At 65.8% G+C, this 25,980-nt stretch carries 22 protein-coding genes and 2 tRNA genes; 5 read left to right on the top strand and 19 right to left on the bottom strand.

The window, feature by feature from the left end:
- Positions 1 to 188 precede the first annotated feature (188 nt).
- From AC3A35_RS18300 to rnr, 3 genes are all read right to left on the bottom strand, one after another.
- Positions 189 to 1,484 (bottom strand): nitrate- and nitrite sensing domain-containing protein, encoded by a 1,296-nt coding sequence (locus AC3A35_RS18300; RefSeq protein ID WP_487437624.1) that lies wholly within the window; start codon positions 1,482 to 1,484, stop codon positions 189 to 191.
- 88 nt (positions 1,485 to 1,572) lie between these two features.
- A complete protein-coding gene (gene rlmB / locus AC3A35_RS18295) occupies positions 1,573 to 2,295 on the bottom strand; it encodes a 23S rRNA (guanosine(2251)-2'-O)-methyltransferase RlmB (RefSeq protein WP_487437709.1) in 723 nt (240 codons plus the stop codon).
- Positions 2,296 to 2,500: 205 nt separating this feature from the next.
- Entirely contained in the window at positions 2,501 to 5,017 is a 2,517-nt protein-coding gene (rnr, locus tag AC3A35_RS18290; protein WP_487437623.1) for a ribonuclease R, read from the bottom strand.
- A 38-nt stretch (positions 5,018 to 5,055) separates the two neighbouring features.
- On the opposite strand from rnr, the gene AC3A35_RS18285 reads away from it, so the two are divergent.
- A tRNA-Leu gene (locus AC3A35_RS18285) sits at positions 5,056 to 5,140 on the top strand.
- A 192-nt stretch (positions 5,141 to 5,332) separates the two neighbouring features.
- Positions 5,333 to 5,417 (top strand) — tRNA-Leu (locus tag AC3A35_RS18280).
- 107 nt (positions 5,418 to 5,524) lie between these two features.
- On the opposite strand, the gene AC3A35_RS18275 is transcribed toward AC3A35_RS18280, so the two are convergent.
- The 16 genes from AC3A35_RS18275 to ndk all read right to left on the bottom strand — a co-directional run bounded on the left by AC3A35_RS18275 (position 5,525) and on the right by ndk (position 21,010).
- On the bottom strand, positions 5,525 to 6,835 hold the full coding sequence (locus AC3A35_RS18275) for an adenylosuccinate synthase (RefSeq protein WP_487437622.1): 1,311 nt from the start codon (positions 6,833 to 6,835) through the stop codon (positions 5,525 to 5,527).
- A 4-nt stretch (positions 6,836 to 6,839) separates the two neighbouring features.
- Positions 6,840 to 7,994, bottom strand: coding sequence for an ATP phosphoribosyltransferase regulatory subunit (locus tag AC3A35_RS18270; protein ID WP_487437621.1), 1,155 nt, complete (start codon positions 7,992 to 7,994; stop codon positions 6,840 to 6,842).
- 7 nt (positions 7,995 to 8,001) lie between these two features.
- Positions 8,002 to 8,187, bottom strand: a complete 186-nt coding sequence (locus tag AC3A35_RS18265; protein WP_487437620.1) for a DUF2065 domain-containing protein — start codon at positions 8,185 to 8,187, stop codon at positions 8,002 to 8,004.
- 6 nt (positions 8,188 to 8,193) lie between these two features.
- Positions 8,194 to 9,075 (bottom strand): protease modulator HflC, encoded by an 882-nt coding sequence (hflC, locus tag AC3A35_RS18260; RefSeq protein ID WP_487437619.1) that lies wholly within the window; start codon positions 9,073 to 9,075, stop codon positions 8,194 to 8,196.
- Positions 9,075 to 10,343, bottom strand: coding sequence for an FtsH protease activity modulator HflK (hflK, locus tag AC3A35_RS18255; RefSeq protein ID WP_487437618.1), 1,269 nt, complete (start codon positions 10,341 to 10,343; stop codon positions 9,075 to 9,077). Before hflK ends, hflC begins: the two co-directional genes overlap by 1 nt.
- Before the next feature lie 14 nt (positions 10,344 to 10,357).
- Positions 10,358 to 11,503: a ribosome rescue GTPase HflX gene (hflX, locus tag AC3A35_RS18250; protein WP_487437617.1), complete on the bottom strand. Its 1,146-nt coding sequence runs from the start codon at positions 11,501 to 11,503 to the stop codon at positions 10,358 to 10,360.
- A gap of 51 nt (positions 11,504 to 11,554) precedes the next feature.
- The gene (gene hfq, locus AC3A35_RS18245) at positions 11,555 to 11,800 is read right to left on the bottom strand and encodes an RNA chaperone Hfq (protein WP_487437616.1); all 246 of its coding nucleotides are present in this window, start codon (positions 11,798 to 11,800) and stop codon (positions 11,555 to 11,557) included.
- A gap of 108 nt (positions 11,801 to 11,908) precedes the next feature.
- Positions 11,909 to 13,237 (bottom strand): ribosome biogenesis GTPase Der, encoded by a 1,329-nt coding sequence (gene der, locus AC3A35_RS18240; protein ID WP_487437615.1) that lies wholly within the window; start codon positions 13,235 to 13,237, stop codon positions 11,909 to 11,911.
- Between the two features lie 15 nt (positions 13,238 to 13,252).
- Positions 13,253 to 14,395, bottom strand: coding sequence for an outer membrane protein assembly factor BamB (bamB, locus tag AC3A35_RS18235; protein WP_487437614.1), 1,143 nt, complete (start codon positions 14,393 to 14,395; stop codon positions 13,253 to 13,255).
- Between the two features lie 3 nt (positions 14,396 to 14,398).
- Positions 14,399 to 15,043: a YfgM family protein gene (locus AC3A35_RS18230; protein WP_487437613.1), complete on the bottom strand. Its 645-nt coding sequence runs from the start codon at positions 15,041 to 15,043 to the stop codon at positions 14,399 to 14,401.
- On the bottom strand, positions 15,030 to 16,346 hold the full coding sequence (gene hisS / locus AC3A35_RS18225) for a histidine--tRNA ligase (protein WP_487437612.1): 1,317 nt from the start codon (positions 16,344 to 16,346) through the stop codon (positions 15,030 to 15,032). The genes AC3A35_RS18230 and hisS overlap by 14 nt, the downstream gene beginning before the upstream one ends.
- Before the next feature lie 42 nt (positions 16,347 to 16,388).
- Positions 16,389 to 17,636: a flavodoxin-dependent (E)-4-hydroxy-3-methylbut-2-enyl-diphosphate synthase gene (gene ispG / locus AC3A35_RS18220; RefSeq protein WP_487437611.1), complete on the bottom strand. Its 1,248-nt coding sequence runs from the start codon at positions 17,634 to 17,636 to the stop codon at positions 16,389 to 16,391.
- Between the two features lies 1 nt (position 17,637).
- The gene (locus tag AC3A35_RS18215; RefSeq protein ID WP_487437708.1) at positions 17,638 to 18,549 is read right to left on the bottom strand and encodes a RodZ domain-containing protein; all 912 of its coding nucleotides are present in this window, start codon (positions 18,547 to 18,549) and stop codon (positions 17,638 to 17,640) included.
- Between the two features lie 5 nt (positions 18,550 to 18,554).
- Complete coding sequence (gene pilW, locus AC3A35_RS18210) at positions 18,555 to 19,364, bottom strand: type IV pilus biogenesis/stability protein PilW (protein ID WP_487437610.1); 810 nt, start codon at positions 19,362 to 19,364, stop codon at positions 18,555 to 18,557.
- Positions 19,361 to 20,497 (bottom strand): dual-specificity RNA methyltransferase RlmN, encoded by a 1,137-nt coding sequence (rlmN, locus tag AC3A35_RS18205; protein WP_487437609.1) that lies wholly within the window; start codon positions 20,495 to 20,497, stop codon positions 19,361 to 19,363. The genes pilW and rlmN overlap by 4 nt, the downstream gene beginning before the upstream one ends.
- 87 nt (positions 20,498 to 20,584) lie before the next feature.
- Positions 20,585 to 21,010, bottom strand: coding sequence for a nucleoside-diphosphate kinase (gene ndk / locus AC3A35_RS18200; protein WP_487437608.1), 426 nt, complete (start codon positions 21,008 to 21,010; stop codon positions 20,585 to 20,587).
- A 340-nt stretch (positions 21,011 to 21,350) separates the two neighbouring features.
- Here ndk and mbhE point away from each other — a divergent pair, with 340 nt between their 5' ends.
- Genes mbhE through AC3A35_RS18185 form a run of 3 tightly spaced genes read left to right on the top strand, consistent with a single transcriptional unit; the run spans position 21,351 to position 25,979 of the window.
- Complete coding sequence (gene mbhE / locus AC3A35_RS18195) at positions 21,351 to 24,074, top strand: hydrogen gas-evolving membrane-bound hydrogenase subunit E (protein WP_487437607.1); 2,724 nt, start codon at positions 21,351 to 21,353, stop codon at positions 24,072 to 24,074.
- 1 nt (position 24,075) lies between these two features.
- Positions 24,076 to 24,474, top strand: coding sequence for a sodium:proton antiporter (locus AC3A35_RS18190; protein WP_487437606.1), 399 nt, complete (start codon positions 24,076 to 24,078; stop codon positions 24,472 to 24,474).
- Positions 24,471 to 25,979: a proton-conducting transporter transmembrane domain-containing protein gene (locus AC3A35_RS18185; RefSeq protein ID WP_487437605.1), complete on the top strand. Its 1,509-nt coding sequence runs from the start codon at positions 24,471 to 24,473 to the stop codon at positions 25,977 to 25,979. The genes AC3A35_RS18190 and AC3A35_RS18185 overlap by 4 nt, the downstream gene beginning before the upstream one ends.
- The last annotated feature ends 1 nt before the right edge of the window (position 25,980 follow it).

Below are 25,980 nucleotides of genomic sequence, written 5' to 3'. Positions count from 1 at the left end.
TGGAGCCCACACATCCGACGCACCACAATGCGCACTGCTGCAGTGCAATAACCCCTCCCGCCGCACAAGCTTAGTGCGGGCGGAGGGTGCGGGTATCGACGGAGCGGAGTGGGGGTTGGTCGACGCGGCGGCGCCTGCCAGGGGACACGGCCCGTGTGCACGCCGCCGTGTTCGGCGGCGCGCGGCGCTCAGTCCGGACGGAGAAAGTCGGCCAGCGCGAGGGTTGCTTCGGCGACGTCGGCGATGCGTCGATTCTGGTTCATCGCCGTCTGGCGCAGCAGCTTGTAGGCCTCGTCCTCGCTCATTCCACGGCGCGACATCAGCAGGCCCTTGGCACGCTCGACCAGCTTGCGCTCGTTGAGCGCCGCACGGGCCGTGTTGAGTTCGTCGCTCATGGTCTGCAGACGCTGCGACTGGGCCTGCATCAGGTCTAGGACCGAACGCCCGAGTTGCGGGCTGAGGCCATCGGCAGCCAGCACGGCCCCGCTACCGGCTGCGGGGGGCACCTCTTCCAGCCCTGCGCCGGGCTTGTCGAAAAACACCGCAACCGGCGTGGCCGCGCGGGTGCCGAGCGCAGACAGGGTATCGAGAAAGCGCTTGTGATCGTGGAGGTCGGCCCTCGCCTCGTCCAGTTTGGCCTCGCACAGCTGCAGCAAGGCATTGGTCGCGCAGTCCTCGACCTGACGCATCGCGTCGATCCGTGCGGTGGTGCAATCGAACCAGCGATCGCTCGCATCGGCCGTCGGCCGCGCACCTGCCGGCGCGCACGCGCTGCGGCGCATGCGCTCGACTTCGGCGATCCCGGGGGCGCTCTGCGCATTGCGCCAGATGGTGCGCAGGGTCGGATCGGCGAACTCGGAAAAGATCTGGAAACAGCGTTCCTGGGCCTCGATCAGGTGCTGCAGGCGCTGCTGATCGGCAAGCTCGAACTTGCCGATCGCGAACCCGGCCGCACCGACCGCCCGCTCCTGGCCGGCGAGCTCCTTGCCCTGCATAAAATTGAACAGTGCAACCAGCGCCCGCGAGATCACCGGATCGGCCGCCGTATCGGCGGCTTCGAACACGACCGCAAGCAAGCCCGCGATCAGTTCGGTAAAGCTGCGCGTCGCCTCGTCCGCCGTAATCTGTTGGCCGACGACTCGCCGCCTCAGGTCGGGCAGCGCATCGAGGCCATGGAGCACATAGGCAATCCGCGTGAACAGCCGAACCCCGCCCGCCATGCGTCCCGAGTCGGTATCGAGCTGGCTGAAACGATCCCGCACCGCGGCCTCGACATCCCGACTGGCATCGGCACGCTCGGCACGCTGATCGACAAAGCGGGCGCCCCGCGAGGCGAGGAACACATTCGAGGTCCCGCGCTCCTTCTGCAGCATATGGACCAGCTCGCTCACCCCCTTGACCAGGCCGCTGGTGACCTCGAGCTGCTCCAGCCCCTGAATCTCGCAGCGCTTGGCCGCAACCAGAAACCCCAGTGCAGACTTCATCCCGAACCTCCCGGCCCTTGCATCATCGCTTCGCGGTGCCAATCATGGCCCCCGGTTTCAAACAGCAGAGTGCTGCCTCTGCCACTGGTCACCCCACCCGCTGGCGGCGGGCCTCGAACAGGCAGATTCCGCTTGCCACCGATACGTTGAGGCTTTCCACCGAACCCAGCATCGGAATCTTCGCCAGCACGTCGCAGGTGTCACGGGTGAGCCTGCGCAGCCCGTCGCCCTCGGCGCCCAGCACCCACGCCACCGGCCCCTTCTGGTCGACCTCGAATACCGTCTTCTCGGCCTCGCCGGCCGCCCCGATCACCCAGATACCGGCCTCCTGCATCTCGCGCAGGCTGCGCGCCAGATTGGTCACGGTGATGTAGGGCACGGTATCCGCCGCACCGCTCGCGACCTTGATCGCCGTTGCGTTGAGACCGACCGCGCGATCCTTGGGCGCGACCACCGCATGGGCACCGACGGCATCGGCGACCCGCAGACAGGCACCAAGATTGTGCGGATCCTGCACGCCGTCGAGCACCAGCAACAATGCGGGCTCATCCAGACTTTCGAGTACATCGGCGAGCTTGAGTTCGCGATGGCGGGCGTCCACCCGGGCGATCACGCCCTGGTGCCGGCGGGTGCCGACCATGCCGTCGAGGCGCTCCGACTCGGTCAGGATCAGGCGTACGCCCTGCGAATCCGCCAGCTGCAGCACGTCGCGGGCGCGGATATCCTGGCGCTGGCTCGACAGATAGAGTTCGAACACGGCCTCCGGATCCCGCCGCAGCTTGCCGAGCACGGCATGAAAACCATAGATCAGGCGCGACGAGGGCGTCGCGCTTGCGGCTGCGACAACAGGCGGCTCGTCATCCGCGCTGCGCTCTGCCGCGGCAGGACGCTTTGGTTTCGCCACCGGCCTGGGAGCGGACTTTGACGTCGGCCCCTGCCCTGCCGGACGCGGCGCGCGCGCGCTACGCGGCCCGCCCTCGCTGGAGTGGGCACGGGAGCCGGAACGGGATGGAGCTTTAACCACGACGCTTGCCTTTCTTCCTGGGTGCGGCTGCTACCGCAGCCTGCGGTTTGGTCTTGCCTGCCGTCGCACGCGGCTTGGCGGCAGGCCCGGGGGTGGAATCGCGTTCCGCGCCCGCAGCCGGATTCGAGCCGGCGGCGCGACTCGCGCCATGTCCGCCCGCTGCCTCGGAGCGTGGCGAACGCCGCCCGGTGCGCCCACCCTGTCCGCCGTCGGCAGGGGAGGCTTGATCGCGGGCGGTCTTGCCGATGCGCTCGGTCGGCCGCTCGACCCCCTGGGTCAGGCGGAAGTCGATCTTGTTGGTCTCGAGATCGACCCGCACCAGTTGCACCTTGACCCGCTCCGACAGCCGGAATCGAGCATTGGTGCGCTCGCCGACGAGCTCGTGGCGCGTCTCGTCGAAGTGGAAATAATCGCTTCCGAGCTCGGAAATGTGTACCAGTCCCTCGATGAAAATATCGTCCAGCGCGACGAAGAGGCCGAAGGGTACCACTGCCGAAACGCTTCCGGAAAATTCCTCGCCGACCCGGTCCTGCATGTAATAGCACTTGAGCCACGACACCACATCGCGGGTCGCTTCGTCGGCGCGGCGTTCGGTGGTCGAACAATGGACCCCGATCTCGTCCCAGTCGCCGGGCTGGTAGTGCTCGCTCTTCAGCGCCGCCTTGATCGCACGGTGCACCAGCAGGTCCGGATAACGCCGGATCGGCGACGTGAAGTGGGTATAGGCTTCATACGCGAGGCCGAAATGGCCGGCGTTGTCCGGGCTGTACACCGCCTGACGCAGCGAGCGCAGCATCACCGTCTGCAGCAGCTGGGCGTCGGGGCGGTCCTTGACCTTGTCGAGCAGCGCCGCGTAGTCCTTGGCGTGCGGATCCTCGCCCCCGCCCAGGCCGAGACCGAACTCGGTCAGGAAGCCGCGCAGCTTCTCCAGCTTTTCCGGGGTCGGGCCTTCATGGACGCGGTACAGCGCAGGATGGGCGCGGGTCTGCAGGAAATCCGAGGCGCACACGTTGGCCGCGAGCATGCATTCCTCGATCAGGCGGTGGGCGTCGTTGCGCACTTCCGGCACGATGCGCTCGATCTTGCCGTTGTCGTCGAAGATCATCCGTGTTTCGGTGGTTTCGAAATCGATCGCACCGCGCTTGGCGCGCGCCTTGAGCAGCACCCGGAACAGCTTGTCGAGGTTCTGCAGGTGGGGCAGCAGTGCGCCGACCTCGTCGAGCGCGGCCCTATCCTGATCGTAGAGCGCGGCGGCGACCTTAGTGTAGGTCAGTCGCGCATGGGAGAACATCACCGCCGGGTAGAAACGATAGGCCTTGATCACGCCGGTCATCGACAGGCTCATGTCGGCGACCATGCACAGTCGTTCGACCTGCGGATTGAGCGAACACAGTCCGTTGGAGAGCTTCTCCGGCAGCATCGGGATCACCCTGCGCGGGAAATACACCGAATTGCCGCGGTCGTACGCGTCCTTGTCGAGCGCGCTGCCCGCGTCGACATAGTGCGAGACGTCGGCGATCGCGACGATCAGCCGGAAACCCCGGCCCTGACGCTCGCAATACACCGCATCGTCGAAGTCCTTCGCGGTCTCGCCGTCGATGGTGACCAGCGGCAGCGCGGTGATGTCTTCGCGCTCGGCCCAGTCCTTCTTGCGCACCTTGACCGGCAGCTTGCGGGTTTCGAGTTTGGTCTCGGCCGAGAACTCGTAGGGCAGCTCGTGCTTGCGCAGCGCGATCTCGATCTCCATGCCGGAATCGGCATAGTTGCCGAGCACCTCGACGACGCGGCCGATCGGCTGGGCGTACTTGGTCGGCTGCTCGATCAGTTCGACCGTGACCACCTGTCCGGGCAAGGGCTTCTTGCCTCCGGGGGCGATCAGGATGTCCTGCGCCAGACGGTGGTTCTCGGGCACCACCAGCAGTACGCCGTGCTCGTTGAGCACGCGCCCGACGACACGCGTATTGGCGCGCTCGAGGATCTCGACGACCTTGCCCTCGGGCCGACCGCGGCGGTCCTGCCCGGCGATCCGGACAATGATCCGGTCGCCATGCAGCACTTCGCGCATTTCCTTCGGGCCGAGAAAGATGTCGGCGCCGCCGTCGTCGCGCCGCAGGAAGCCGAATCCGTCGGGATGGCCCTCGACCTTGCCCCGGATCAGGTCGGCCTTGTCCGGCAGCAGGCATGCATCGCGACGGTTGCGCACGAGTTGGCCGTCACGCTGCATGGCGCGCAGACGACGGTCGAAGTGCTCCAGTTCCTCAGGGCGGATATCGAGCGCCTGCACCAGTTCGTCGACCGACATCGGCACGCCGACTTCGGCGAGGGTCTGCTCGATGTATTCGCGACTGGGTAGCGGCGCCTCGTACTTCTGCGTCTCGCGCTCGAAGTAAGGGTCGGCGCGGCGAATCGCCGAGGGACCGCTGGTCTTGGCGGTCTTGCGCTTTCCGGTGGTCGGCGCGGTGGCGGGCGTGCCGGAATCGGCAGTGGTTTTTTTGGTGTTCCTGGTCATTGACTTTCTTCTTTAGGTGCTTATAATGCGCGGCTCTTGCCCAGATGGCGGAATTGGTAGACGCACTAGTTTCAGGTACTAGCGCTGCGAGGCGTGGAGGTTCGAGTCCTCTTCTGGGCACCAGTTTCGCAGGAAAGCCGCTCTTCGGAGCGGCTTTTTTGTTGGTTTCGTCCGGTGCGGGCACCGGTCCGGGCGACGGCTGCCACTCCGTTCGAAGTCGCAGGGCCAATGGCCCGGGCGCACACGCAGTAGGCGTGGTTTTTTGTGGATCCCGCCTTCCATCCGGCAAGGGATCCGGCTACAATGCGCCTCCCTGCCCAGATGGCGGAATTGGTAGACGCACTAGTTTCAGGTACTAGCGCTGCGAGGCGTGGAGGTTCGAGTCCTCTTCTGGGCACCAGTTTCAAAGGAAAGCCGACCGCGAGTCGGCTTTTCGCTTTTCTGCCTCCGCTCCCGCACACGGCGATGAAACCGGCCTTGCAGCCGGTTTCGGTTCCAGCGCCCAACTCAGGCACCAAACGGATGACGGCGCAGAATGGTCTCGTCGCGCTCGGGACCGGTCGAGATGACATCGATCGGGATCTCGCAGATTTCTTCGATCCGGTGCAGATAGGCCCGCGCCTCCTGCGGCAGGGCGTCCCAGCTCTGCGCACCGAAGGTGGTACCGCTCCAGCCCGACAGGGTTTCGTAGATCGGCTCGCAGCGGGTGACCTCTTCGGAGCCCATCGGCAGCAGATCGATACGTCTGCCATCGAGCATGTAACCGGTGCACAGCCTCAGTTCGGCGAGACCGTCGAGCACGTCGAGCTTGGTGATGCACAGCCCGGTCACGCCGTTGATGATGATCGAGCGCTTCAGGGCCGCGAGATCGAGCCAGCCGCAGCGGCGCTTGCGCCCGGTGACGGTGCCGAATTCGCGCCCCTTGTTCGACATCTGCTCGCCGGGCACGCCCTTGGTCTCGATATCGAGCTCGGTCGGGAACGGACCGCCGCCCACACGCGTGCAATAGGCCTTGGTGATGCCCAGCACATAGTGCAGGCGCCCCGGCCCCACCCCGGAGCCCGCCGCCGCCTGTCCGGCAACACAGTTGCTGGAGGTCACGAACGGATAGGTGCCGTGATCGATGTCGAGCAGGGTACCCTGCGCGCCTTCGAACAGCAGGCTGCCGCCATTCTTGTTCACCGCGTACAGCTCGGCCGAGACATCCGCCACCATCGGCAGAATCTTCTCGGCATCGGCCATCGCCTGGTCGAACACGGCCTGGAATTCGACCGCCTCGGCGCCCAGGTGCTGGGTGAGCACGAAATTGTGATACTCGAGGTTGGCCTTGAGCTTCTCGGCGAAACGCTCGCGATCGAACAGGTCGTACACCCGCAGCGCGCGACGGGCGACCTTGTCTTCGTAGGTCGGGCCGATGCCCTTGCCGGTAGTGCCGATCTTGTCGCAATCCGACTTGACCGCCTCGCGCGCGCGATCGAGCGCGGCGTGGTAACCGAGAATCAGCGGACAGCCCGGGCTGATGCGCAAGCGCTCGCGCACCTTGATCCCGCCGGCCTCGAGGGTGGCGATTTCGGACAGCAGGTGGTGGATGTCCAGCACCACGCCGTTGCCGATATAGCAGGCCACGCCTTCGCGCACGATGCCCGAGGGCACCAGATTGAGCTTGTACTCGGTCTGCCCGATCACCAGCGTGTGGCCGGCATTGTGCCCACCCTGGAAACGGACCACGCCGCGCGCATGATCGGTCAGCCAGTCGACGATCTTGCCCTTGCCCTCGTCGCCCCACTGGGTACCGACGACCACCACGTTCTTTGCCATCCAGTTACTCTCCCTGAAGCGGCTCGACCGTCCACCGGCCTCCCCGCATCACAAGCTGCCGGTTGCATCCGGCTTCATTCCACGTTCCGTCGTGCCCCGGCAATGCGGTCACCACGATTTCGCCCCGCTCGCGCAGGGCCTCCACTTCGATCGACAAGGCAGCGTCGGTGCCGCCCGGTGCCAGAATCGCCCCCGCCGCTTCCGGGTCGGGCAAACCCAGGGCAAGCTCGCGCAGATCCAGACTGAAACCGGTGGCGGGCCGCGAGCGACCGAACGCCTGTGCCACCCGGTCATAGCGGCCGCCGAGGGCGAGTGCGGCCGGCGAACCCCTGCCATAGGCCGCAAACACCACGCCGCTGTGATAGTGATAGCCGCGCAGATCGGCCAGATCGAAGCTCACCGGCAGATCAGCCAGCGCGCCCGCGAGCTGGCGCAGATCGTCGAGTGCCGCGGCAATCTCGGCATCCTGCGGCAAGCTCGCCGCGGCGACGTCGAGCACCTCGGCGCCCCCATAGAGCTGCGGCAACAGCAGCAGCGCGCTACGCACCGGCTCGGCGACATCGACCAGCATGTCACGAAGACCGGGCACATCCTTGCTCTGCAACACGTCGAACAACATCTCCTCGCGCTCGGGAACCAGGCCGGCACGCGCGGCGAGGGCATGGAACAGACCGACATGGCCGATATCGATCCGCGTTGCCGGGACATCCGCCAGCCGCATCACCTCGGCCAGCAGGTGCACGATCTCGATATCGGCCTCGATGCCCCCATGGCCGTAGAGTTCGGCGCCGATCTGCAGAGGCTCGCGCGTTGCGGTCAGCGTCGACGGCAGGGTATGCAGCACGCTGCCGCAGTAACACAGCCGCGACACACCCTTGCGATTGAGCAGGTGCGAATCGATCCGGGTCACCTGTGGCGTCATGTCGGCACGCACGCCCATGGTGCGCCCGGACAACTGGTCCACCAGCTGATAGGTGCGTAGACGCAGATCCTGGCCGGCACCGGTGGTCAGCGAATCGAGATATTCCAGCAGCGGCGGCATCACCAGCTGATAACCGCGCACGCGGAAGGCGTCGAGCAAACGGCGACGCAGTCCCTCCAGCTTGTCGGCTTCGGACGGCAGTGCGTCCTGGATGTGATCGGGCAATACCCAGCGCATGTAAGGTTCAACCAAAGACAAACAGCAGGACCAGCCCGACCAGCATCGATGACAGTCCGACAAAGCGGATCTGACCGTCACCGAGGCGGGCGAGGCGCAAAAAGGTATCGCGCCAGGCGGCTGGCGCGACAAAGGGAACGATACCTTCGAGTATCAACATCAGCGCGAAGGCCATCATCAGGGTAGCGCCCATCGGGAATCAGTTCCGATCCGTCCCTCGGGAGCTCTTCATGAACTTGAAGAAATCCGAACTCGGATCGATCACCATCACGTCATCCTTGCCGGAGAAGCTGCCACGATAGGCCTCGAGGCTACGGTAGAACGAGTAGAACTCGGGGCTCTGACCAAAGGCCTCGGCATAGATCGCAGTCGCCTTCGCATCGCCGGCACCCTTGAGCTGCTGGGCATCCCGGTACGCTTCGGCGATGATGACCTCGCGCTGGCGGTCGGCATCGGCGCGAATCTTCTCGGCTTCGGCCGCACCTTCGGAGCGGAGTTCGTTGGCCACTCGCTTGCGCTCGGCCTCCATGCGGCGATAGACCGACTCCGACACCTCGGTCGGCAGGTCGACGCGCTTGAGCCGCACGTCGATGATCTGGGCGCCGATCTTGCGTGCATCCTGGTCGGCTCTCGCCCGCATGTCTTCCATGATCTGGTCACGCTCACCGGACACCACGTCATGCACCGTCCGCCGACCGAATTCCTCACGCAGACCGGAATTGACCGTCTGGGTCAGGCGGATGCGGGCACGGGACTCGTCGCCGGCCACCGACTCGTAGTACAGCCGCGGGTCGATGATGCGCCACTTGACGAAGTGGTCCACCAGCACGTTCTTCTTCTCGGACGTGATGAAACGTTCCGGCTCGGCGGTATCCATGGTCAGGATGCGCTTGTCGAAGAAGCGCACGTTCTGGATCAGCGGCAGCTTGACGTTGAGGCCAGGCGTGCTGATGACTTCCTTCACTTCACCAAGCTGAAACACGATCGCATACTGACGCTGGTCGACGGTAAAAAGGGACATCGAGGCGACCACTGCGATAAACAGCAGCACCCCCCCGATCAGGGGCATCTTGTCACGCATCAACGTTCTCCACGTTCGCGGCTGCGCAGCAGATCCCGGCTACGCGGGTCCTGGCTACCGGCCGGCGCATTGGTTGCTGAAGGCAGGGTCAGTTGCGAATCGGTAGCCGCAGCCGCTGCTGCCGGGCTTCCGCCGGCCTGCTGAATGAGCTTGTCGAGTGGCAGGAACAGCATGTTGCCGCTGCCCTTGGCATCGATCATGACCTTGCTCGCACTGCCCAGTACCTGTTGCATGGTTTCGAGGTACATACGCTCGCGAGTCACCTCGGGCGCACGCTTGAATTCTGCAAACACCTGAGTGAAGCGACTCGCCTCACCCTCGGCGTTGGCCTCGACCCGTTCTCGGTAGGCGTTGCCTTCCTCGATCAGGCGCGACGCCGTACCGCGGGCGCGCGGGATGACATCGTTGGCGTAGGCTTCACCTTCGTTCTTCTGCCGTTCGCGATCCTGACCGGCCTTGACCGCATCGTCGAACGAAGCCTGCACCTGTTCCGGCGGCTGGGCGTTCTGCAACGTCACCCGGCTGATCAGGATGCCGGTCTCATATCGATCCAGAATGCGCTGCAGCAACTCCTGCGCGGTGGCGGCGATTTCCTCACGGCCCTCGTAGAGCACGAAGTCCATCCGGCTCTTGCCGACGATCTCGCGCATCGCGGTTTCCGCCCCCTGGGCCACGGCCTCGTCCGGGAAACGGTTGTTGAACACGTAGTTTTCCGGACTCTTGAGTACGTACTGCACCGCGAACTGGATGTTGACGATGTTCTCGTCATCGGTGAGCATCAGCGACTCGCGCAGCACCTTGTTGCGATCGGTACCCCGATAGCCCACCTCGACCGTGCGAACACCGGTCAAGTCGACGATTTCGTGGGTTTCGATCGGTGCCGGCAGACGCCAGCGCAGGCCCGGCTCGGTGGTTTCGGTGAACTTGCCCAGACGCAGCACCACGCCGCGCTGGTTGGCATCGACCGTGTAGAACCCGCTTGCAAGCCAGATCACCACCACCAGCGCCAGCAAGGCACCGATACCGCCGCCGAACTGCTTGAACGAGAAGTCCGGCAGGGTCGGACCACCGCCGCCACCGTCGTTACCGCCACCCGGTCCGCCATTGCGGCCACCGCGCTTGCCGCCGAAAATACCGGACAGGCGCTGATTGAAATCCCGCCACACCTCTTCGAGATCGGGAGGGCCTTGATTATTGCCGCCGCGATTGCCTTCGCCGCGGTCACCGTCGTTTCCGCGGTTTCCCCAGCGTGGATCATTGAGGGACATGAGAATGCCTGTTATCACTGTTGTAATGAAAAGTTGTTGTCGGATTCAGGATGCTGACCGGGTTCGGAGATGATGACTGCTTGCGCGACTTCAGCCAGCGCAGCGCGTATCAAATCCAGCCCCTCGCCGGTTCTCGCGCTCAGCAAAACGCGCCTGATTTTATCACAGTCATCCCGCTCGACCGCCGCACTGGCATGGGTCAGATCGATCTTGTTCCAAACCAGGATTTGCGGTACGTCGGCGGCCCCGATCTCGGCGAGCACCTCGTTTACTGCAAGAATCTGGGCGTCGCGATCTTCGCTTGCCGAATCCACGACATGGAGCAGCAGATCGGCCTGCGCGGTTTCCTCGAGGGTTGCCTTGAAGGCCGCCACCAGCGCATGCGGCAGATCACGGATGAATCCGACCGTATCCGACAGCACGACGTTCCCCGATCCGACAAAAAGGCGCCTCGAGGTCGTGTCCAGGGTGGCGAACAACTGATCGGCCGCATAGCTTCCGGCCTTGGTCAATGCATTGAACAGGGTCGACTTTCCGGCGTTGGTATAGCCCACCAGGGACACCGACAGCACGTCGCGACGTTCGCGCGCGCGACGGCGGGTCAGGCGCTGCTTTTCGATCTTGCCGAGGCGGGTCTTGAGCAGCTTGACCCGATTGCCGAGCAGGCGGCGGTCCGTCTCGAGCTGGGTTTCACCTGGTCCACGCAAGCCGATCCCGCCCTTCTGCCGCTCGAGGTGAGACCAGCCGCGTACCAGGCGGGTTGCGAGATGGCTGAGCTGGGCGAGTTCGACCTGAAGTTTGCCTTCGTGACTGCGCGCGCGCAGGGCGAAGATGTCGAGGATGAGCGCGGTCCGATCCACCACCCGGTGCCCGAGCGTGCGCTCGAGGTTGCGCTGCTGCGCGGGCGACAGGGCGTGATTGAAGATCACCAGATCCGCCTCGTGCGCACGCAGCGCCTCGGCAATTTCTTCCACCTTGCCACGCCCGGCGAACAGCGCCGGATCGGGCCTCGGTCGACGCCCGAACACAACCGCCTCCACGCTCCCGCCGGCACTGGCGGCAAGCAGCTTAAGCTCGGACAGGCGCTCGTCGATTGCACCTTGACCGAAATCGAGCTGAACGAGTACCGCTCGTTCGCCGGCTCCCGGACGTTCAAACATCGGACAAGAGGCCGGCCGGCACAAACCGGCCACTCATGGAACAGAGCTTGTTCAGTTCGCGCCCTCGGCGGGATCCTGTTGCTGGATGGTGACCGGGCGTGCCGGCACAACGGTCGAAATGGCGTGCTTGTACACCATCTGGGTAACCGTATTCTTGAGCAACACGACGTACTGATCGAACGATTCGATCTGGCCCTGAAGCTTGATGCCATTGACCAGATAAATCGAAACCGGCACATGTTCGCGGCGCAGGGTGTTCAGAAACGGGTCTTGTAAGAGTTGCCCTTTATTGCTCATTGTGGAACCTCGATCTTTTGTGTTTATAAGAATGTATAGGATTTATTGCTGCACCGCCACATAACAGTATGCAACCAAATCCGGTGCGGATATACGGTGTTTCCGCAATCAGGGTTTGCTGGCATACGGATTGTGCGCAGTACGGAACTGGATGCGCAAGGGTGTGCCCTGCAATTTGAACGCCTCCATGAAGGTCCGTTCAAGATAGCGGACATAGGAAGTGGGCAGGTTCTCCAGCGAATTGCCGTGAATCACGATGATCGGCGGGTTCATGCCGCCCTGGTGGGCATAGCGCAGCTTGGGTCTGGCCGTTCCATGGCGCGGGGGTGCCTGCTTGGCGATCGCGGCCTGCATGGTGCGGGTCAGTTGCGGCGTAGACAGATTGGAGATGGCGGCCGCGTAGGCAGCATCGACCGACTTCAGCAAACCGCCCACGCCTTCGGCCTTGAGCGCGGAAATGTGGTGGAAACGCGCGAACGACAGGAAGCCGAGCCGGCGCGCGATCTCTTCCTTGAGGCGGTCGCGTTGATAGTCGTCGACCGCATCCCATTTGTTGATCGCAACCACCAGCGCACGGCCGGCATCGAGCACGAACCCGGCGATGTGGGCGTCCTGATCGGAAATGTCCTGGGCGGCGTCCAGCACCAGCACGGCGACATTGGCCTCCTCGATGGCCTGCAGGGTCTTGATCACGGAGAACTTCTCCACCGCCTCGAAAACCTTGCCCCGCCGCCGCAACCCTGCCGTGTCGATCAGCGTGTACTGCTTGCCGCCGCGCTCGAACGGGATCGAGATCGCGTCCCGGGTGGTGCCCGGCAGATCGAACGCAATCACCCGCTCTTCGCCGATCAGGGTATTGACCAGGGTCGATTTGCCCACGTTCGGACGGCCAACGATCGCCACCTTGGGACCGTCGTCATCGGTGGACTCGCGGCCGCTATCCACCGGAAACGGCGCCAGCACCAGGTCGATCAGCTGCTTGATGCCGTCGCCGTGCGCCGCGGATACGGCCGCCGGTTCGCCGAAGCCGAGCGCATGGAAGTCGGACGACACCACCGCGCGGTCCAGGCCCTCGGCCTTGTTGACCACCACATGCACCGGACGGCCGGCACGACGCAGCCGGACCGCGATCTGTTCGTCATGAGGCGTGCGCCCCGCCCGGCCATCGACGAGGAACAGCAGCACGTCGGCCTCGGCGATCGCCTGTTCGGCCTGGCGTGCCATCTCGTGCATGATGCCGTCCTTGGCGACCGGATCGAATCCGGCGGTGTCGACCACCAGGTAATCCCGGTCGCCGAGACGGCCGATGCCGTAGTGGCGGTCGCGGGTGAGACCGGGCTGATCCGCCACCAGCGCATCGCGGGTACGGGTCAGGCGGTTGAACAGGGTCGACTTGCCCACGTTGGGGCGGCCGACAAGGACGATGGTAGGTTTCACTGAAAGAATTCCGCCTCAACGCACTTCATAGGCAACGATGTCACCATCGCGCGTCTGCACCACGAAGCCGCGGCCATGCAGACGCAGATCCGCAGTAATCGGGCTGCTGTCGGCGCGGTCACGGGCGGCAAATGCGCCGTCCTCACGTTGCAGCAGATGCACATAACCTTCGCCGTCACCCACCGCGACATGGTCGCCGACGATGAGCGGACGCGACACCACGCGGCGCGGCAGGGCATCCTGCTTCCACACGCTCGCACCGCTGTAGGCATCGAGGGCCTGGACCGCGTCGCGATCATCGGTGATGACCGCAAACCGGGTATCGCGATCCATGCCCACGCTGCTGGAGAAATCCCGCGCCCACAGCGCATTGCCGTTGCTGCCGTCGAAGCAGGCGGCTCGCCCCTGGTAGGTCACGGCGCACACTTCGCGGCGGCTGATCACCGGCGTTCCGGCGACGTCGGCCACCCGCTCGAGCTCGGTCGCCCCCCGTGGCGATGCCACGTTCAACTCCCACAGCGCGCCGCCGTTGGCGACGTTCACCGCCGCCATCTTGCCACCGGGAAAACCGGCGAGCACGACCCCCCCTTCAAGCACCACCCCGGCGAAACTGCGCAAGGCAAGGGGCGGATTGCTGCGCTGGTACACCCAGCGCCGGCTGCCGTCACCCGGACTGAGCGCGATCAGACGGTGATCGGAGGCGCGCAGCACGACCACCTCTTCGTTGACCGCCGGCGGCGCGAGCACTTCCGCACCGACCGGAACACGCCAGCGCTCGGCACCGGTCTCGGCGTCGTAGGCAATTGCCACGCCGTCGATACTCACCACGACCGCCAACCGGCCATCGCTGCCGACGCCCGCAGCGAGGTCGGTCTTGGTGTCGGCCTGCCAGACCGCGCGCCCGCCCTCGAAACGAGCCACATTGCCACCCATCGAGGCCGCATACACACTGTCGCCGACCACGGCCGGTTGAAACACATACGGACCCGATTTGCCGATACTGGCCTTCCACGCGGCCCTCAGGTCGGCAGTCGGGGTGATGTCGACCAGGGCCGCCGGTCCGGGACTGCTGCTGGCGAACGGATTCAACGAGGAACAACCGGCGAGCAAGGCAAGGGCCCCGATCAGGGGCAGCATGCGCAGGTAAGAGGATTTCATTGTTCAGCCTTCCAGCGATTCGAGTTTGACGCGCACCACTTCGCGCAGCGTTGCGGCATCGTCGCCGGCACTGCCAAGCGTGTCTGCCGCCGCCTGATAGGCCGCGCGCGCCTCGGCAGTCTTGCCCTGGGCGGCAAGCACGTCGCCGCGAAGATCCTCGAAGCGCGCCTTGTAGGCACCGGACGGCACCGGTTGCAGACGCGCCAGCGCCTGATCGGCTGCGCCCTGCTGCAACAGCACCACGGCGAGGCGCAGACGCGCGAGTTCGCGCAGTGCAGGATCCTTGCCCTTGTCGGCCGCCCATTCGAGCTGGGCGCGGGCGTTGTCCAGATCGTTGTTGGCGAACTGCACCGAGGCCGACAACAGCGCCCCGAGCTGCGCATAGGTGGATCCGCCGTAGTCACCGATCAGCCGGCCGGCAGCATCGCGTGCCTTCTGCGCGTCCTTCTCGGTTGCTGCCTGTTGCAGGCTGAAATAGAGCGCTCCGGCCTCGGCCGCGGTCTTGTTCTGATACCACTGCCAGCCCTGCCAGCCCACCGATGAAAGCGCCGCGACGACGGCAAGCGTCGTCACCAGTTTGCCGTATTGCGCCCACCAGGCCTTGAGTTCGGAAATCTGTTCCTGTTCTTCCAGGTCATACACTGCCATTGTCAGCCCCTTCCTCAACCTCGTCATTGAACAGCAGCTGCGCAACCGTCTCGGGCAGCGACTCGAGCACGACCCGCTGCTGCGCCCCCGGCCCGCGCAGCGGCTTGACCCCGACCTCGCCCGCCAGCGCTTCATCCTCTCCGATCACGATCGCAACCGGGGCACCACTGCCGTCCGCCTTTTTCATCTGTGACTTGAAGCTGCCTCCGCCGCAGTGAAGCACTGCCGCAAAACCGTGTCCGCGCAAGGCTTCCGCCGCCCGGAACGCCAGGCGCTGGGCCGCTTCGCCAAGATGCACGACATAGACATCGGGCACCACCAGCTCGGCCTGTCCGCCGCACTCCCGCCACAGCGCCAGCAGCCGCTCGACCCCCATCGCGAAACCGGCCGCCGGCTGGGGCTTGCCCCCGAGCTGGCTGACCAGTCCGTCATAACGACCACCCGCACACACCGTGCCCTGCGCGCCGAGACGGTCGGTCACCCATTCGAACACGGTACGGTTGTAGTAATCCAGACCCCGTACCAGACGATGGTTGATGCGGTACGGAATGCCGGCATCCTTGAGCAGCACCTGCACGGCGGCGAAATGCGCCTGCGAGTCGTCACCGAGGTAGTCGGCCAGTTTCGGCGCGGCTTCGACGATGTCCTGCAGTGCTGGGTTCTTGGTATCGAGGATGCGCAGCGGATTGGTGTAGAGACGGCGTTTGCCGTCCTCGTCGAGCCGATCCTGGTGCTGTTCGAGATAGGCGATCAGCGCAGCACGATGCACGGCGCGCTCCTCGGCGGAGCCGAGCGAGTTCAGTTCGAGGCGGACGTCCTCCAGACCGAGGTCGTCCCACAGCCGCGCGCACATGATGATGTGCTCGGCGTCGACATCGGGCCCGGCAAAGCCGAGCGCCTCGACTCCGATCTGATGGAACTGGCGGTAGCGCCCTTTCTGCGGACGCTCATGGCGGAACATCGGCCCCTGATAGTACAGGCGCTGGGGGCCGCTCGCGGCCACCAGATTGTGCTGAATGGCGGCACGCACGCACGAAGCGGTGCCTTCGGGGCGCAGCGTCAGATGTTCGCCGTTGAGGGCATCCTCGAAGGAATACATTTCCTTCTCGACGATGTCGGTGACTTCGCCGATCGCGCGCTTGAACAGCGGGGTCGGCTCGACGATGGGCATGCGGATCGGGCGGTAGCCGTAACTGCGCAGCCAGTCGCGCACGATGTCCTCGAAGTGCTCCCAGATCTCGGCCTCGTCGGGCAGGATGTCGTTCATCCCGCGCACGGCCTGCAATGTCTGAATCTGACTCATGAATGGATCTGCTTGTCGTTGTCTTGTACTGGTCGGAGCCGGTCAGCCGGCCTTCTTCACATAGCGGGTGGCCACGTAGTTGTCGACGATGGCCTTGAACTCGGCGGCGATGTTGTCGCCGCGCAGGGTGACCGTTTTCTCGCCATCGACGAACACCGGCGCGGCCGGGGTTTCGCCGGTACCCGGCAGCGAGATGCCGATATTGGCATGCTTGCTCTCGCCCGGGCCATTGACCACGCAGCCCATCACCGCCAGGGTCATGTTCTCAACCCCGTCGTACTGTTCGCGCCACACCGGCATCTGCTCGCGCACATAGCCCTGGATGCCCGATGCCAGCTCCTGGAAGAAGGTGCTGGTAGTGCGCCCGCACCCCGGACACGCGGTCACCATCGGGGTGAACGCGCGCAAGCCCATGGTTTGCAGGATCTCCTGCGCCACCACCACTTCCTGGGTGCGGCTGCCGCCCGGCTCCGGGGTCAGTGAAATCCGGATGGTGTCGCCGATGCCTTCCTGCAGCAGCACCGCCAGCGCCGCCGTGGAGGCGACGATGCCCTTGCTGCCCATGCCGGCCTCGGTCAATCCGAGGTGGAGCGGATAGTCGCAGCGCAGCGCCAGATCGCGATACACCGCGATCAGGTCCTGCACGCTCGACACCTTGGCCGACAGGATGATGCGGTCGCCCGCCAGGCCGTACTCCTCGGCCTTGGCCGCCGACTCCAGCGCCGACACCACCAGTGCCTCGCGCATCACCGCGCCGGCATCGCGCGGGTCGGCGCGAGTGGCGTTCTGGTCCATGATCCGTGCCAGCACCGACGGGTCGAGGCTGCCCCAATTGACCCCGATCCGCACCGGTTTGTCGTACTTGCACGCGATTTCGACGATCGCGGCGAACTGCGGATCGCGCTTGGTGCCGGCGCCGACGTTGCCCGGATTGATGCGCAGCTTGGCCAGGGCCTCGGCGCACGCCGGATGCTTTGCGAGCAGGGTGTGCCCGTTGTAGTGGAAGTCGCCGACCAGCGGCACGTCCATGTTGAGGGCCAGCAGACGGTCGCGGATGTGCGGCACGGCCCTGGCCGCGTCCTCGTTGTTGACCGTGATCCGCACCATCTCGGAGCCGGCGCGCGCCAGTTCGGCCACCTGCATCGCGGTGCCGAGCACATCGGCGGTATCGGTGTTGGTCATCGACTGCACCACCACCGGCGCGCCGCCGCCCACGGCCACCCGGCCGATATGGACAAGGCGGGTGTTGCGGCGGGGCTGAGGCGTGGAGATTGGGGTCGAGAGCGTCATGTCATTGAACGGTAAGGCGGGCAACCGACGCTTTGGTGTGGGGCATGAGGTCGATCGGTTTGCCGCGGTAGTCGAGCCGGACGCTGCGTGCATTGCCGACCACCAGCGCAAACGGCGGCTCGCCCTGCACGGCCCGGGTGCTGCCGGCAGCGCCGGTTCCGGCGAACAGGATCGCGCCGGTGCCATCCCTGACCTCGACCCACGACTCGGCGGCGAACGTGAAGCGCAGTGCATCCGCCGTATCGGCGGGTTCGGCAACCAGCGGCGCGGGCGCTTCGGTGGAAGCGGTCGGGTCGGGCAGGACCTCCAGGGATGGGGCGGAAGGCTCGATCGCCGACGCGGGAGGCGTGGCGGACTGCTCGATCTCTGCCACAGCCTGTGGCATCGACACGCTAGGCTCGTCGGCGGCGGGTGGCGGCATCGCCGTGCCCGGATCGACACTCGCGGGCTCCTCGGCAAGCGGCTCGACGACGGCCGGCGTGGGGTTTTCGGTGGTCTCGAACCAGCCGAAATAGGATCCGGCAAACGTGAGCACCAGCAGCAATCCGGCCACCACAGCTGCAGGCAGCAGATTGAAACGAACGCCGCCGCCGACCGGCATGTCGCCGGCGGCATTGGACAGCGGCGTCAGATCGACCGCGGTCGTCGTGTCGCTGCCCAGCGCGGCCAGCACCGCCGCCGGATCCAGGCCGACATGGCGCGCGTAGTTGCGCAGGAAACCGCGCACGAACGCGGGTCCCGGCAGTGCTTCATGGTGTCCGCTCTCGAGCGCATCGAGTTGCCGCAACGACAGCTTGAGCGCCTGCGCGACCTCGTCGAGCGACTCTCCGCGCGCCTCGCGCGCTTGGCGCAACATGGTTCCCGGCGGAATCGCAGCCCAGCCCTCGGGCGTGGCAACGGTATCGGATTGCATACTGCTCACTCGTACTTCCCTTGCAACATCAGCACATGCTCCGCCGAATCGGCGAAACGACCACGCAACTGCTCGGCATAGCTCGCCTCGGCATTGCGCTCACCCAGCCTGCGGGCGGTACGCAGACCGAGCCACAGCGAGGCCGCGGTCGATCTCAGTTGCTGATGCAGCCTGACCAGCTGATCGTGGGCGATCTGGTAGTGGCCCTGACGATAGGCGATCGCGGCAAGCTGATAGAGCGCCTCGCCATTGCCCGGATCGGCCTGGATCGCCTGCAGGAACTGAGCCTCGGCGGCCGCGTCGTTGTTCAGTTTCAGCTGGCACAGCCCGCCATTGGTATAGGGCCGGGTCGGGTAACGATAGTAGGGATTGCGCGCGGCGCGAGCGAAACGTTCCATCGCCTCGGCTTCGCGGCCCTGCTGACACAGATACCAGCCGTAGCTGTTGTTGAAGTCGGGATCGCCTGGCGCAGCGTCGAGCGCGCGGGCGAAGTTGTCTCCGGCCGACGCATTCTCGTTGATCATCATGTAGACCAGGCCCATCAGATGGAAGGCCGGGGCGTAGCCCGGGCTTTCCGCCAGCGCGGTCTTGGCCTCGTCGAGCGCGACATCGTAGCGTCCGACCTCGAAATAGGCCTGCCCCAGATCCACGTGCACCCGCGCGCTGGTCTCGGCCTTGCCGGTCGGCTGGATATCCGACATCGGGCGCGAAACACCGACCGCGTCGCCACCACCGCCCGCCATCGGCGCGGTGACGCATCCTCCCAACATCAATGCCGAGACCAGTAGTACCAGGGGCGCAAACCTGCGCGTCATGAGCGAATCTCCGTCGTCTGTTTCAGGCGCACCACGGTGCGCCGGGTCTTGTCCTGCACCTGCCCGGCCAACTGACCACAGGCAGCGTCGACATCGTCTCCCCGCGTCTTGCGGGTGGTGGTGACGATACCGGCATCCGTCAGGATACCTGCAAAGCGACGGATGCGCTCCGCGGGAGAGCGCAGGAAACCGGAGTTCGGGAAGGGATTGAATGGAATCAGATTGAGCTTGCACGGCACGTCGCGCACCAGGGCGACAAGCTCGTGGGCATGTGCCTCGCCGTCGTTGACACCGTCGAGCATGACGTATTCGAAAGTCACGAAGTCACGTGGTGCACGATCGAGGTAACGCTGACAGGCGGCCATCAGCTCGCGCAGCGGGTATTTCTGGTTGATCGGCACCAGCCGGTCGCGCAGCGCATCGTTGGACGCATGCAACGACACCGCCAACGCCACCGGGCACTCGTCGCGCAGGCGGTCCATCGCCGGAACAATGCCGGACGTCGACACCGTCACCCTGCGTCGCGACAGGCCATAGGCGTGATCGTCCAGCATCAGGCGCAGTGCGGTCACGACATTGTCGAAATTGGCGAGCGGCTCGCCCATGCCCATCATCACCACGTTGCTGATGATGCGGCCGTTGTCCTGCTCGCTGGCTTCGAGATGATCCGGCGCCTCGTCGCGCGCCGCACCGAGCAGCGTGTTTGCCAGCCACAGCTGACCGACGATCTCGGCCGCGGTGAGATTGCGGTTGAAGCCCTGCTTGCCGGTGGAACAGAACGCGCAATCGAGCGCGCAACCGGCCTGCGACGAGATGCACAGCGTGCCACGCCGCGTTTCGGGAATGAACACCGTCTCCACCGCGTTGGCGTTACCCACGTCCAGCAGCCACTTGCGCGTACCGTCGGTCGACACCGAGTCGCGCACCGGCACCGGCGGGCGGATCACCGCCAGCTCCTTCAGCCGCGAGCGCAGCGACTTCGCGACGTCGGTCATCGCATCGAAGTCGTCACAGCCCTCGCGATGCATCCAGCGCATCACCTGGCGCGCACGAAACGGCTTCTCGCCCAGCCCGGCAAACCAGGCGACGAGACCATCGACATCGAAATCGAGCAGATTGACCGGCGTATTCATCTTTGCCTCCAACACAAACGGCCCGCCCGCGCGTTTCGCAGTGAAACTACCGCGAAGCGGGCGCAACGGGCCGTCAGGATGGACCGCTCAGCGGGTGTAAACGTTCATGCCCGGGAAAAAGAAGGCGATCTCGACCGCAGCCGTCTCGGCCGCATCGGAGCCATGCACCGCGTTGGCATCGATCGAGTCGGCGAAATCGGCACGGATGGTGCCCTTGTCGGCTTTCTTCGGATCGGTGGCGCCCATCAGTTCGCGGTTCTTGGCAATCGCGTTCTCGCCTTCCAGCGCCTGGATCATCACCGGCCCGGAGGTCATGAACGAGACCAGATCCTTGAAGAAGGGACGCTCCTTGTGCACGGCGTAGAACTGGCCGGCTTCCAGCTCGGACAGGTGCGTCATGCGGGCAGCGATGACCTTCAGCCCGGCGTCCTCGAAACGCTGGTAGATCTTGCCGATCACGTTCTTGGCGACGGCGTCGGGCTTGATGATGGAAAGGGTGCGTTCGATTGCCATGGACGAAACTCCGGACTATGTGAGGAAAAACGCGAAATTTTAGCAGGTTTTGGGTGACGCCCGCGTGAACACATGGTACGGATGATCTCGGAACGTAAGCGACGGCAGCTCGTTTCATCGCCATCGTGACCGCCGCCGATCGCGCGGCATCGCGGCACGCCCGACCATTCACCCCGCCCGGGCCGGCGTTCGGTCATGGTGCTTCCGGCCGGACGGAACCTCGCACAAGCGCGCGTGGTCGATGAAAGTGATTATCAAGTTCGATCGCCCGAGCGAATCTTCCAAGTCAAATTTCATCGGGAACGCAGTCGCCTGGCCGTGCATCCGGACGGAGTGCTGAATGTTGACGACGCTGGTCTTCATCGTGGTGGCGATGCTCTTCGCTCCGCTGTTGAGCCGGGTACTCGACGCGCGTGCCGGGTGGTTGCTGGCGCTCGCGCCGCTGGCCGCGTTTCTGTGGCTGCTCAGCCGCTTGCCGGTGATCTCCGGCGGCGGCGTGGTGCTGGAGTCCTACGCCTGGGTGCCGGCACTCGAGGTCGCCCTGAGCTTCCGGCTCGACGGGCTTGCGTTGCTGTTCGGACTGCTGGTGAGCGGGATCGGTACCCTGATCGTGCTCTACGCCGGCAGTTATCTTTCCGACCACCGCCATCTCGGACGCTTCTACGCCTATCTGCTCGGGTTCATGGCCGCCATGCTCGGGCTGGTGCTGGCCGACGACCTGATCGCGCTATTCGTGTTCTGGGAGCTGACCAGCGTGACGTCCTTCGTGCTGATCGGCTTCCAGCATGAAAATGCCGGCGCCCGCCGCGCGGCGCTGCAGGCCCTGCTGATCACCGGTGGGGGCGGATTGGCGCTGCTTGCCGGCCTGATCCTGCTCGGCACCGCCGCCGGTGGCTGGCAGTTTTCGACCCTGACCGCCGAGGCGGTGGAGGGCCATGCCCTGTATCCGGCGATCCTGGTGCTGATCCTGCTCGGCTGCTTTACCAAATCGGCCCAGGTGCCCTTCCACCTGTGGTTGCCCAACGCGATGACCGCGCCGACCCCGGTGTCTGCCTACCTGCACTCGGCAACGATGGTCAAGGCCGGCATCTATCTGCTCGCGCGGCTGAACCCGGTGATGGGCGGCTCGGCCGGCTGGGGCACGACCCTGATCGTGGTCGGCGCTACCACTGCGCTGGTCGGCGCGGTGGTGGCGATCCGCCAGACCGACCTGAAGCGCATCCTCGCCTACACCACGGTGACCGTGCTCGGCCAGCTGACCATGCTGATCGGCACCAACACCAGCTATGGCCTGCAGGCCTTCGTCATCTACCTGCTGGCGCACTCGCTCTACAAGGGCGCGCTGTTCATGGCGGTCGGGTCCATCGACCAGGCAACCGGCACCCGCGAACTGGTCCGGCTCGGCGGCCTGATCCGGTTCATGCCGCTTACCGGGGCGGCGGTGGCCCTCGCGGCGTTCTCCAACGCCGGTCTGCCCCCATTCTTCGGCTTCATCGCCAAGGAATTCAAGTACGCCGGCCTGCTCGAACTCGGCCCGCTCGGCTGGATCACCACCGCGGTGATGGTCGTCACCAATGCCTTGTTGCTGACCGCTGCCGGGCTGGTGTTCGTGCGTACCTTTCTCGGTCGCCAGGGGGCCTATCCGCGGCATCCGCACGAAGTCGGCGCGGTGATGTGGCTGGGGCCGATGACGCTCGCGATCGGCGGCTTCCTGCTGGGGGCGTTCAACAACGTGGCCGAAGTCTGGCTGGTCAACAGCGCGGTTCAGGCCGTGGCGCGCGGACCGGTGGACGTTCGGCTGTATCTGTGGGGCGGAATCACCCCGGCAGTCGCGGCGAGCGTACTGACCGTCGCCCTCGGCGTGCTGGCCTATTTGCGACGGCACGACGTGCGTCGCTGGCTGACGCACTGGCACTCGATCTGGAAGATCAGCGGCGACCTGTTGTGGGACCGGCTGCTCAGGCGTGTGTTCGCCCTCGCCGCCCAGGTTGCCGACCGCTTCCAGCATGGCTCCCTGCGCCAGCACATTGCACTGCTGGCGCTGTCGTCCTCGGTGCTGGCCCTGTTCGGGGTGGCCCTGGCCGGCGGCGTCGCGGCCTGGCCGTCTTCGACCGGCGCCGTGTCTTGGCCGGCGGTCGCCGGCTGCATCCTGGCCGTGACCGGTGCCGGCGCCGCGGCGGCGATGCGCGACCGCATCGCGCTGGTCGCCACGCTGGGCGCCAGCGGCCTCGGCGTGGCACTGCTCTTCGTCGCGGTCGGCGCACCGGACGTGGCCATGACCCAGATCATGGTCGAGACCCTGACCGTGATCTTCCTCGCCCTGGTACTGCGCAAGCTGCCACCGCTGCAGGCGATCGGTTCGCGCAATCCGGCGCGGCGACGGCTGCACGCGCTGGTGTCGGCGCTCTTCGGCATCGCCATCACCGCGGTGCTGCTCGCCTCCATCGCCCAGCCATTGCCGGGCGACATCGCCCACTGGTACCGCGCCAACAGTCTGCCGGGCGGTCACGGCGCCAACGTGGTCAACGTGATCCTGGTCGACTTCCGCGCGTTCGACACCCTGGGCGAGATCCTGGTGGTCGCCCTCGCCGGCGTCGCCGCCGCGACCATGCTCGGCGGCCGCCGCGGCACCGACGCCGGCAGGGACGGCCATCCGGAGTTCGGCAGCGTGCTGCTGCGCCAGGGACTCAAGCCACTCGCAGGCGTGTTGATGATGGTCTCCCTGGCACTGCTGTGGCGCGGGCACAACCTGCCGGGCGGCGGCTTCATCGGTGCCCTGGTCGCGGCATCGGCACTGGTGATACTCGCCCTCGTGGACGGTGTCGCCCGGGTGCGCCGCCTGCTCCGCGTCCACCCGCTGCGGCTGACCGGCGTCGGTCTGGCACTGGCCACCGGCGCCGGCATGATCGGGCTGCTCGGCCACCGTCCGTTTCTGAGCAGCGCCTGGATCTCACCCGGTGGAGTGGCGATCGGCACCCCGCTCCTGTTCGACCTCGGCGTATACCTGACCGTGCTCGGCGCGATGGCGCACATGCTGTTCCGCTTGCTGGAAAGGGAGGCCTGACATGGAGATCGTCACCGCGGTCAGCGCCGGAATTCTGGTTGGCATCGGCCTGTGGTTGCTGCTCGACCGCAATCTGATCAGGGTTGTGCTCGGGGTGGTGGTCATCGGCAACGGGACCAACATCGCGGTGCTGACTGCCGGTCGCCTCGGCGACACCGTCGCGGCATTCACCAGTCCGGCCGGGGTCCCCGCTCTCGCCAGCAATCCGCTGCCGCAGGCGCTCGTCCTGACCGCCATCGTCATCGGCTTTGCGCTGTTCGTGTTCGCCCTCGCGGTGTTGATCCGCACCTGGGAGTTCCACGGCACCACCGCCACCGATCGCGTCACCGAAGTTGCCGAACAGCCGGCGCCGGACACCGCCCCCGCCCGGCCGACGTCGCCCCGGGAGAGCGGCCCGTGACCGCGGCCGTGGTCCACCTGCCGGTCGTTGCACCCGTGCTGGTGCCGCTGGCAACGGTCATCCTGTGCCTGCTCGCCGGCGCGCGCCCGCGCCTGATCCAGCCCCTGAGTCTTGCCGGCGCTTTCCTGCTCGCGGCCGTCGGTCTGCTGCTGGTGCAGGTGGTCGACCGCGACGGCATTCTGGTCAGCCAGATGAGCGGATGGGCCGCGCCGTACGGCATCAGCCTGGTGGTCGACCGTCTGTCCGCAGCGATGGTCGCCATCACCGGGATCATCGCCAGCGCCACCGTGGTCTATGCACTGGCGCACGACACCGATCCGGCGCGCGGCAGGGATTTCCACCTGCTGGTCCATGGCCTGCTGGTCGGCGTGGGCGGCGCCTTCGTTACCGGCGACGTGTTCAACCTCTACGTATGGTTCGAGGTTTTGCTGGTCGGTGCCTTTGCGCTGATCGTGCTCGGCGGCGGCAGGCGCCGGGTCGCCGGCACGGTGGTCTATCTCTTCCTCAACCTGCTCGCGACCCTGCTGTTCCTGGTCGCCGCCGGGCTGGTCTATGGCGCTGCGGGCACCCTCAACATGGCCGGCCTCGCCCATCAGTTCGCCGCCGGCAGCGCGCCACCCGGGGTCCAGGCGGCGCTGGTGCTGATGCTGGTGGCGTTCTCGATCAAGGCCGCCCTGTTTCCGGTGTTCGGCTGGCTGCCCGCCTCATATCACGTGGCGTGGGCGCCGGTTTCGGCACTGTTTGCCGGCCTGCTGACCAAGGTCGGCGTATATGCCCTGATCCGCCTGGTCACCCTGTTGTGGCCGCAGGCAGGTGTAGTCCACGAGGTCCTGCTGTGGATCGCCTGCGCCACGATGCTGATCGGCGTGCTCGGCGCCGCGGCGCAGACCGAAGTCCGGCGCATCCTGTCGTTCCATATCGTCAGCCAGGTCGGCTACATGGTGCTGGGCCTTGCGCTGGCCACCCCGCTGGCGCTGGCCGGTGCGGTGTTCTACCTGATCCACCACATCATCGTGAAGGCGAACCTGTTCTTCATCGGCGGAATTGCAGCCCGACTCACCGGTTCGGAGCGGCTGCCGGCGATGGGTGGCCTGTATGCACGGGCGCCGTGGCTCGCGCTGCTGTTCGCGATTCCGGCCCTGTCGCTCGCCGGCATCCCGCCACTGTCCGGATTCTGGGCGAAGTTCATGCTGGTCCGGGCGAGTCTCGATGGCGGCGAATGGGTGGCAGCCGTGGTCGCCCTGGTGACCGGCATTGTCACCTTGTTGTCGATGAGCAAGATCTGGAACGAGGCCTTCCTCAAGGCCCATCCGGAGGGCGGGTCGGCAATCCGCCCGGTCCGCCGACAGGGCCCGGCGCTGTGGGCTGCCGCCGGGCTCGCGGCGATCACGGTCCTGATCGGTATCGGTGCCGGGCCGGTGATGAACTACGCGATTGCCGCGGCCGCCCAGCTCGCCGACCCCGGTCAGTACATCCGCGCGGTGCGGGCCCCGGACGGAGAATGAA

It is taken from the genome of Azoarcus sp. Soil_N_20, from assembly GCF_057656155.1.
The sequence above is the reverse complement of the archived record's forward strand: the minus strand, read 5'-3'. Positions and strand labels throughout refer to the sequence as shown.

Excerpts from the sequence above, each read along its gene's own strand:
- pilW (WP_487437610.1), bottom strand. The coding sequence starts at position 19,364 with ATGACGCGCAGGTTTGCGCCCCTGGTACTACTGGTCTCGGCATTGATG.
- AC3A35_RS18190 (WP_487437606.1), top strand. The coding sequence starts at position 24,076 with ATGGAGATCGTCACCGCGGTCAGCGCCGGAATTCTGGTTGGCATCGGC.
- AC3A35_RS18215 (WP_487437708.1), bottom strand. The coding sequence starts at position 18,549 with ATGCAATCCGATACCGTTGCCACGCCCGAGGGCTGGGCTGCGATTCCG.
- AC3A35_RS18275 (WP_487437622.1), bottom strand. The coding sequence starts at position 6,835 with ATGGCAAAGAACGTGGTGGTCGTCGGTACCCAGTGGGGCGACGAGGGC.
- rnr (WP_487437623.1), bottom strand. The coding sequence starts at position 5,017 with ATGACCAGGAACACCAAAAAAACCACTGCCGATTCCGGCACGCCCGCC.
- hfq (WP_487437616.1), bottom strand. The coding sequence starts at position 11,800 with ATGAGCAATAAAGGGCAACTCTTACAAGACCCGTTTCTGAACACCCTG.
- bamB (WP_487437614.1), bottom strand. The coding sequence starts at position 14,395 with ATGAAATCCTCTTACCTGCGCATGCTGCCCCTGATCGGGGCCCTTGCC.
- AC3A35_RS18270 (WP_487437621.1), bottom strand. The coding sequence starts at position 7,994 with ATGCGCTGGGTATTGCCCGATCACATCCAGGACGCACTGCCGTCCGAA.
- hisS (WP_487437612.1), bottom strand. The coding sequence starts at position 16,346 with ATGAGTCAGATTCAGACATTGCAGGCCGTGCGCGGGATGAACGACATC.
- ndk (WP_487437608.1), bottom strand. The coding sequence starts at position 21,010 with ATGGCAATCGAACGCACCCTTTCCATCATCAAGCCCGACGCCGTCGCC.
- AC3A35_RS18300 (WP_487437624.1), bottom strand. The coding sequence starts at position 1,484 with ATGAAGTCTGCACTGGGGTTTCTGGTTGCGGCCAAGCGCTGCGAGATT.
- rlmN (WP_487437609.1), bottom strand. The coding sequence starts at position 20,497 with ATGAATACGCCGGTCAATCTGCTCGATTTCGATGTCGATGGTCTCGTC.
- AC3A35_RS18265 (WP_487437620.1), bottom strand. The coding sequence starts at position 8,187 with ATGGGCGCTACCCTGATGATGGCCTTCGCGCTGATGTTGATACTCGAA.
- hflC (WP_487437619.1), bottom strand. The coding sequence starts at position 9,075 with ATGCGTGACAAGATGCCCCTGATCGGGGGGGTGCTGCTGTTTATCGCA.
- ispG (WP_487437611.1), bottom strand. The coding sequence starts at position 17,636 with ATGACGCTCTCGACCCCAATCTCCACGCCTCAGCCCCGCCGCAACACC.
- mbhE (WP_487437607.1), top strand. The coding sequence starts at position 21,351 with ATGTTGACGACGCTGGTCTTCATCGTGGTGGCGATGCTCTTCGCTCCG.
- hflK (WP_487437618.1), bottom strand. The coding sequence starts at position 10,343 with ATGTCCCTCAATGATCCACGCTGGGGAAACCGCGGAAACGACGGTGAC.
- hflX (WP_487437617.1), bottom strand. The coding sequence starts at position 11,503 with ATGTTTGAACGTCCGGGAGCCGGCGAACGAGCGGTACTCGTTCAGCTC.
- AC3A35_RS18230 (WP_487437613.1), bottom strand. The coding sequence starts at position 15,043 with ATGGCAGTGTATGACCTGGAAGAACAGGAACAGATTTCCGAACTCAAG.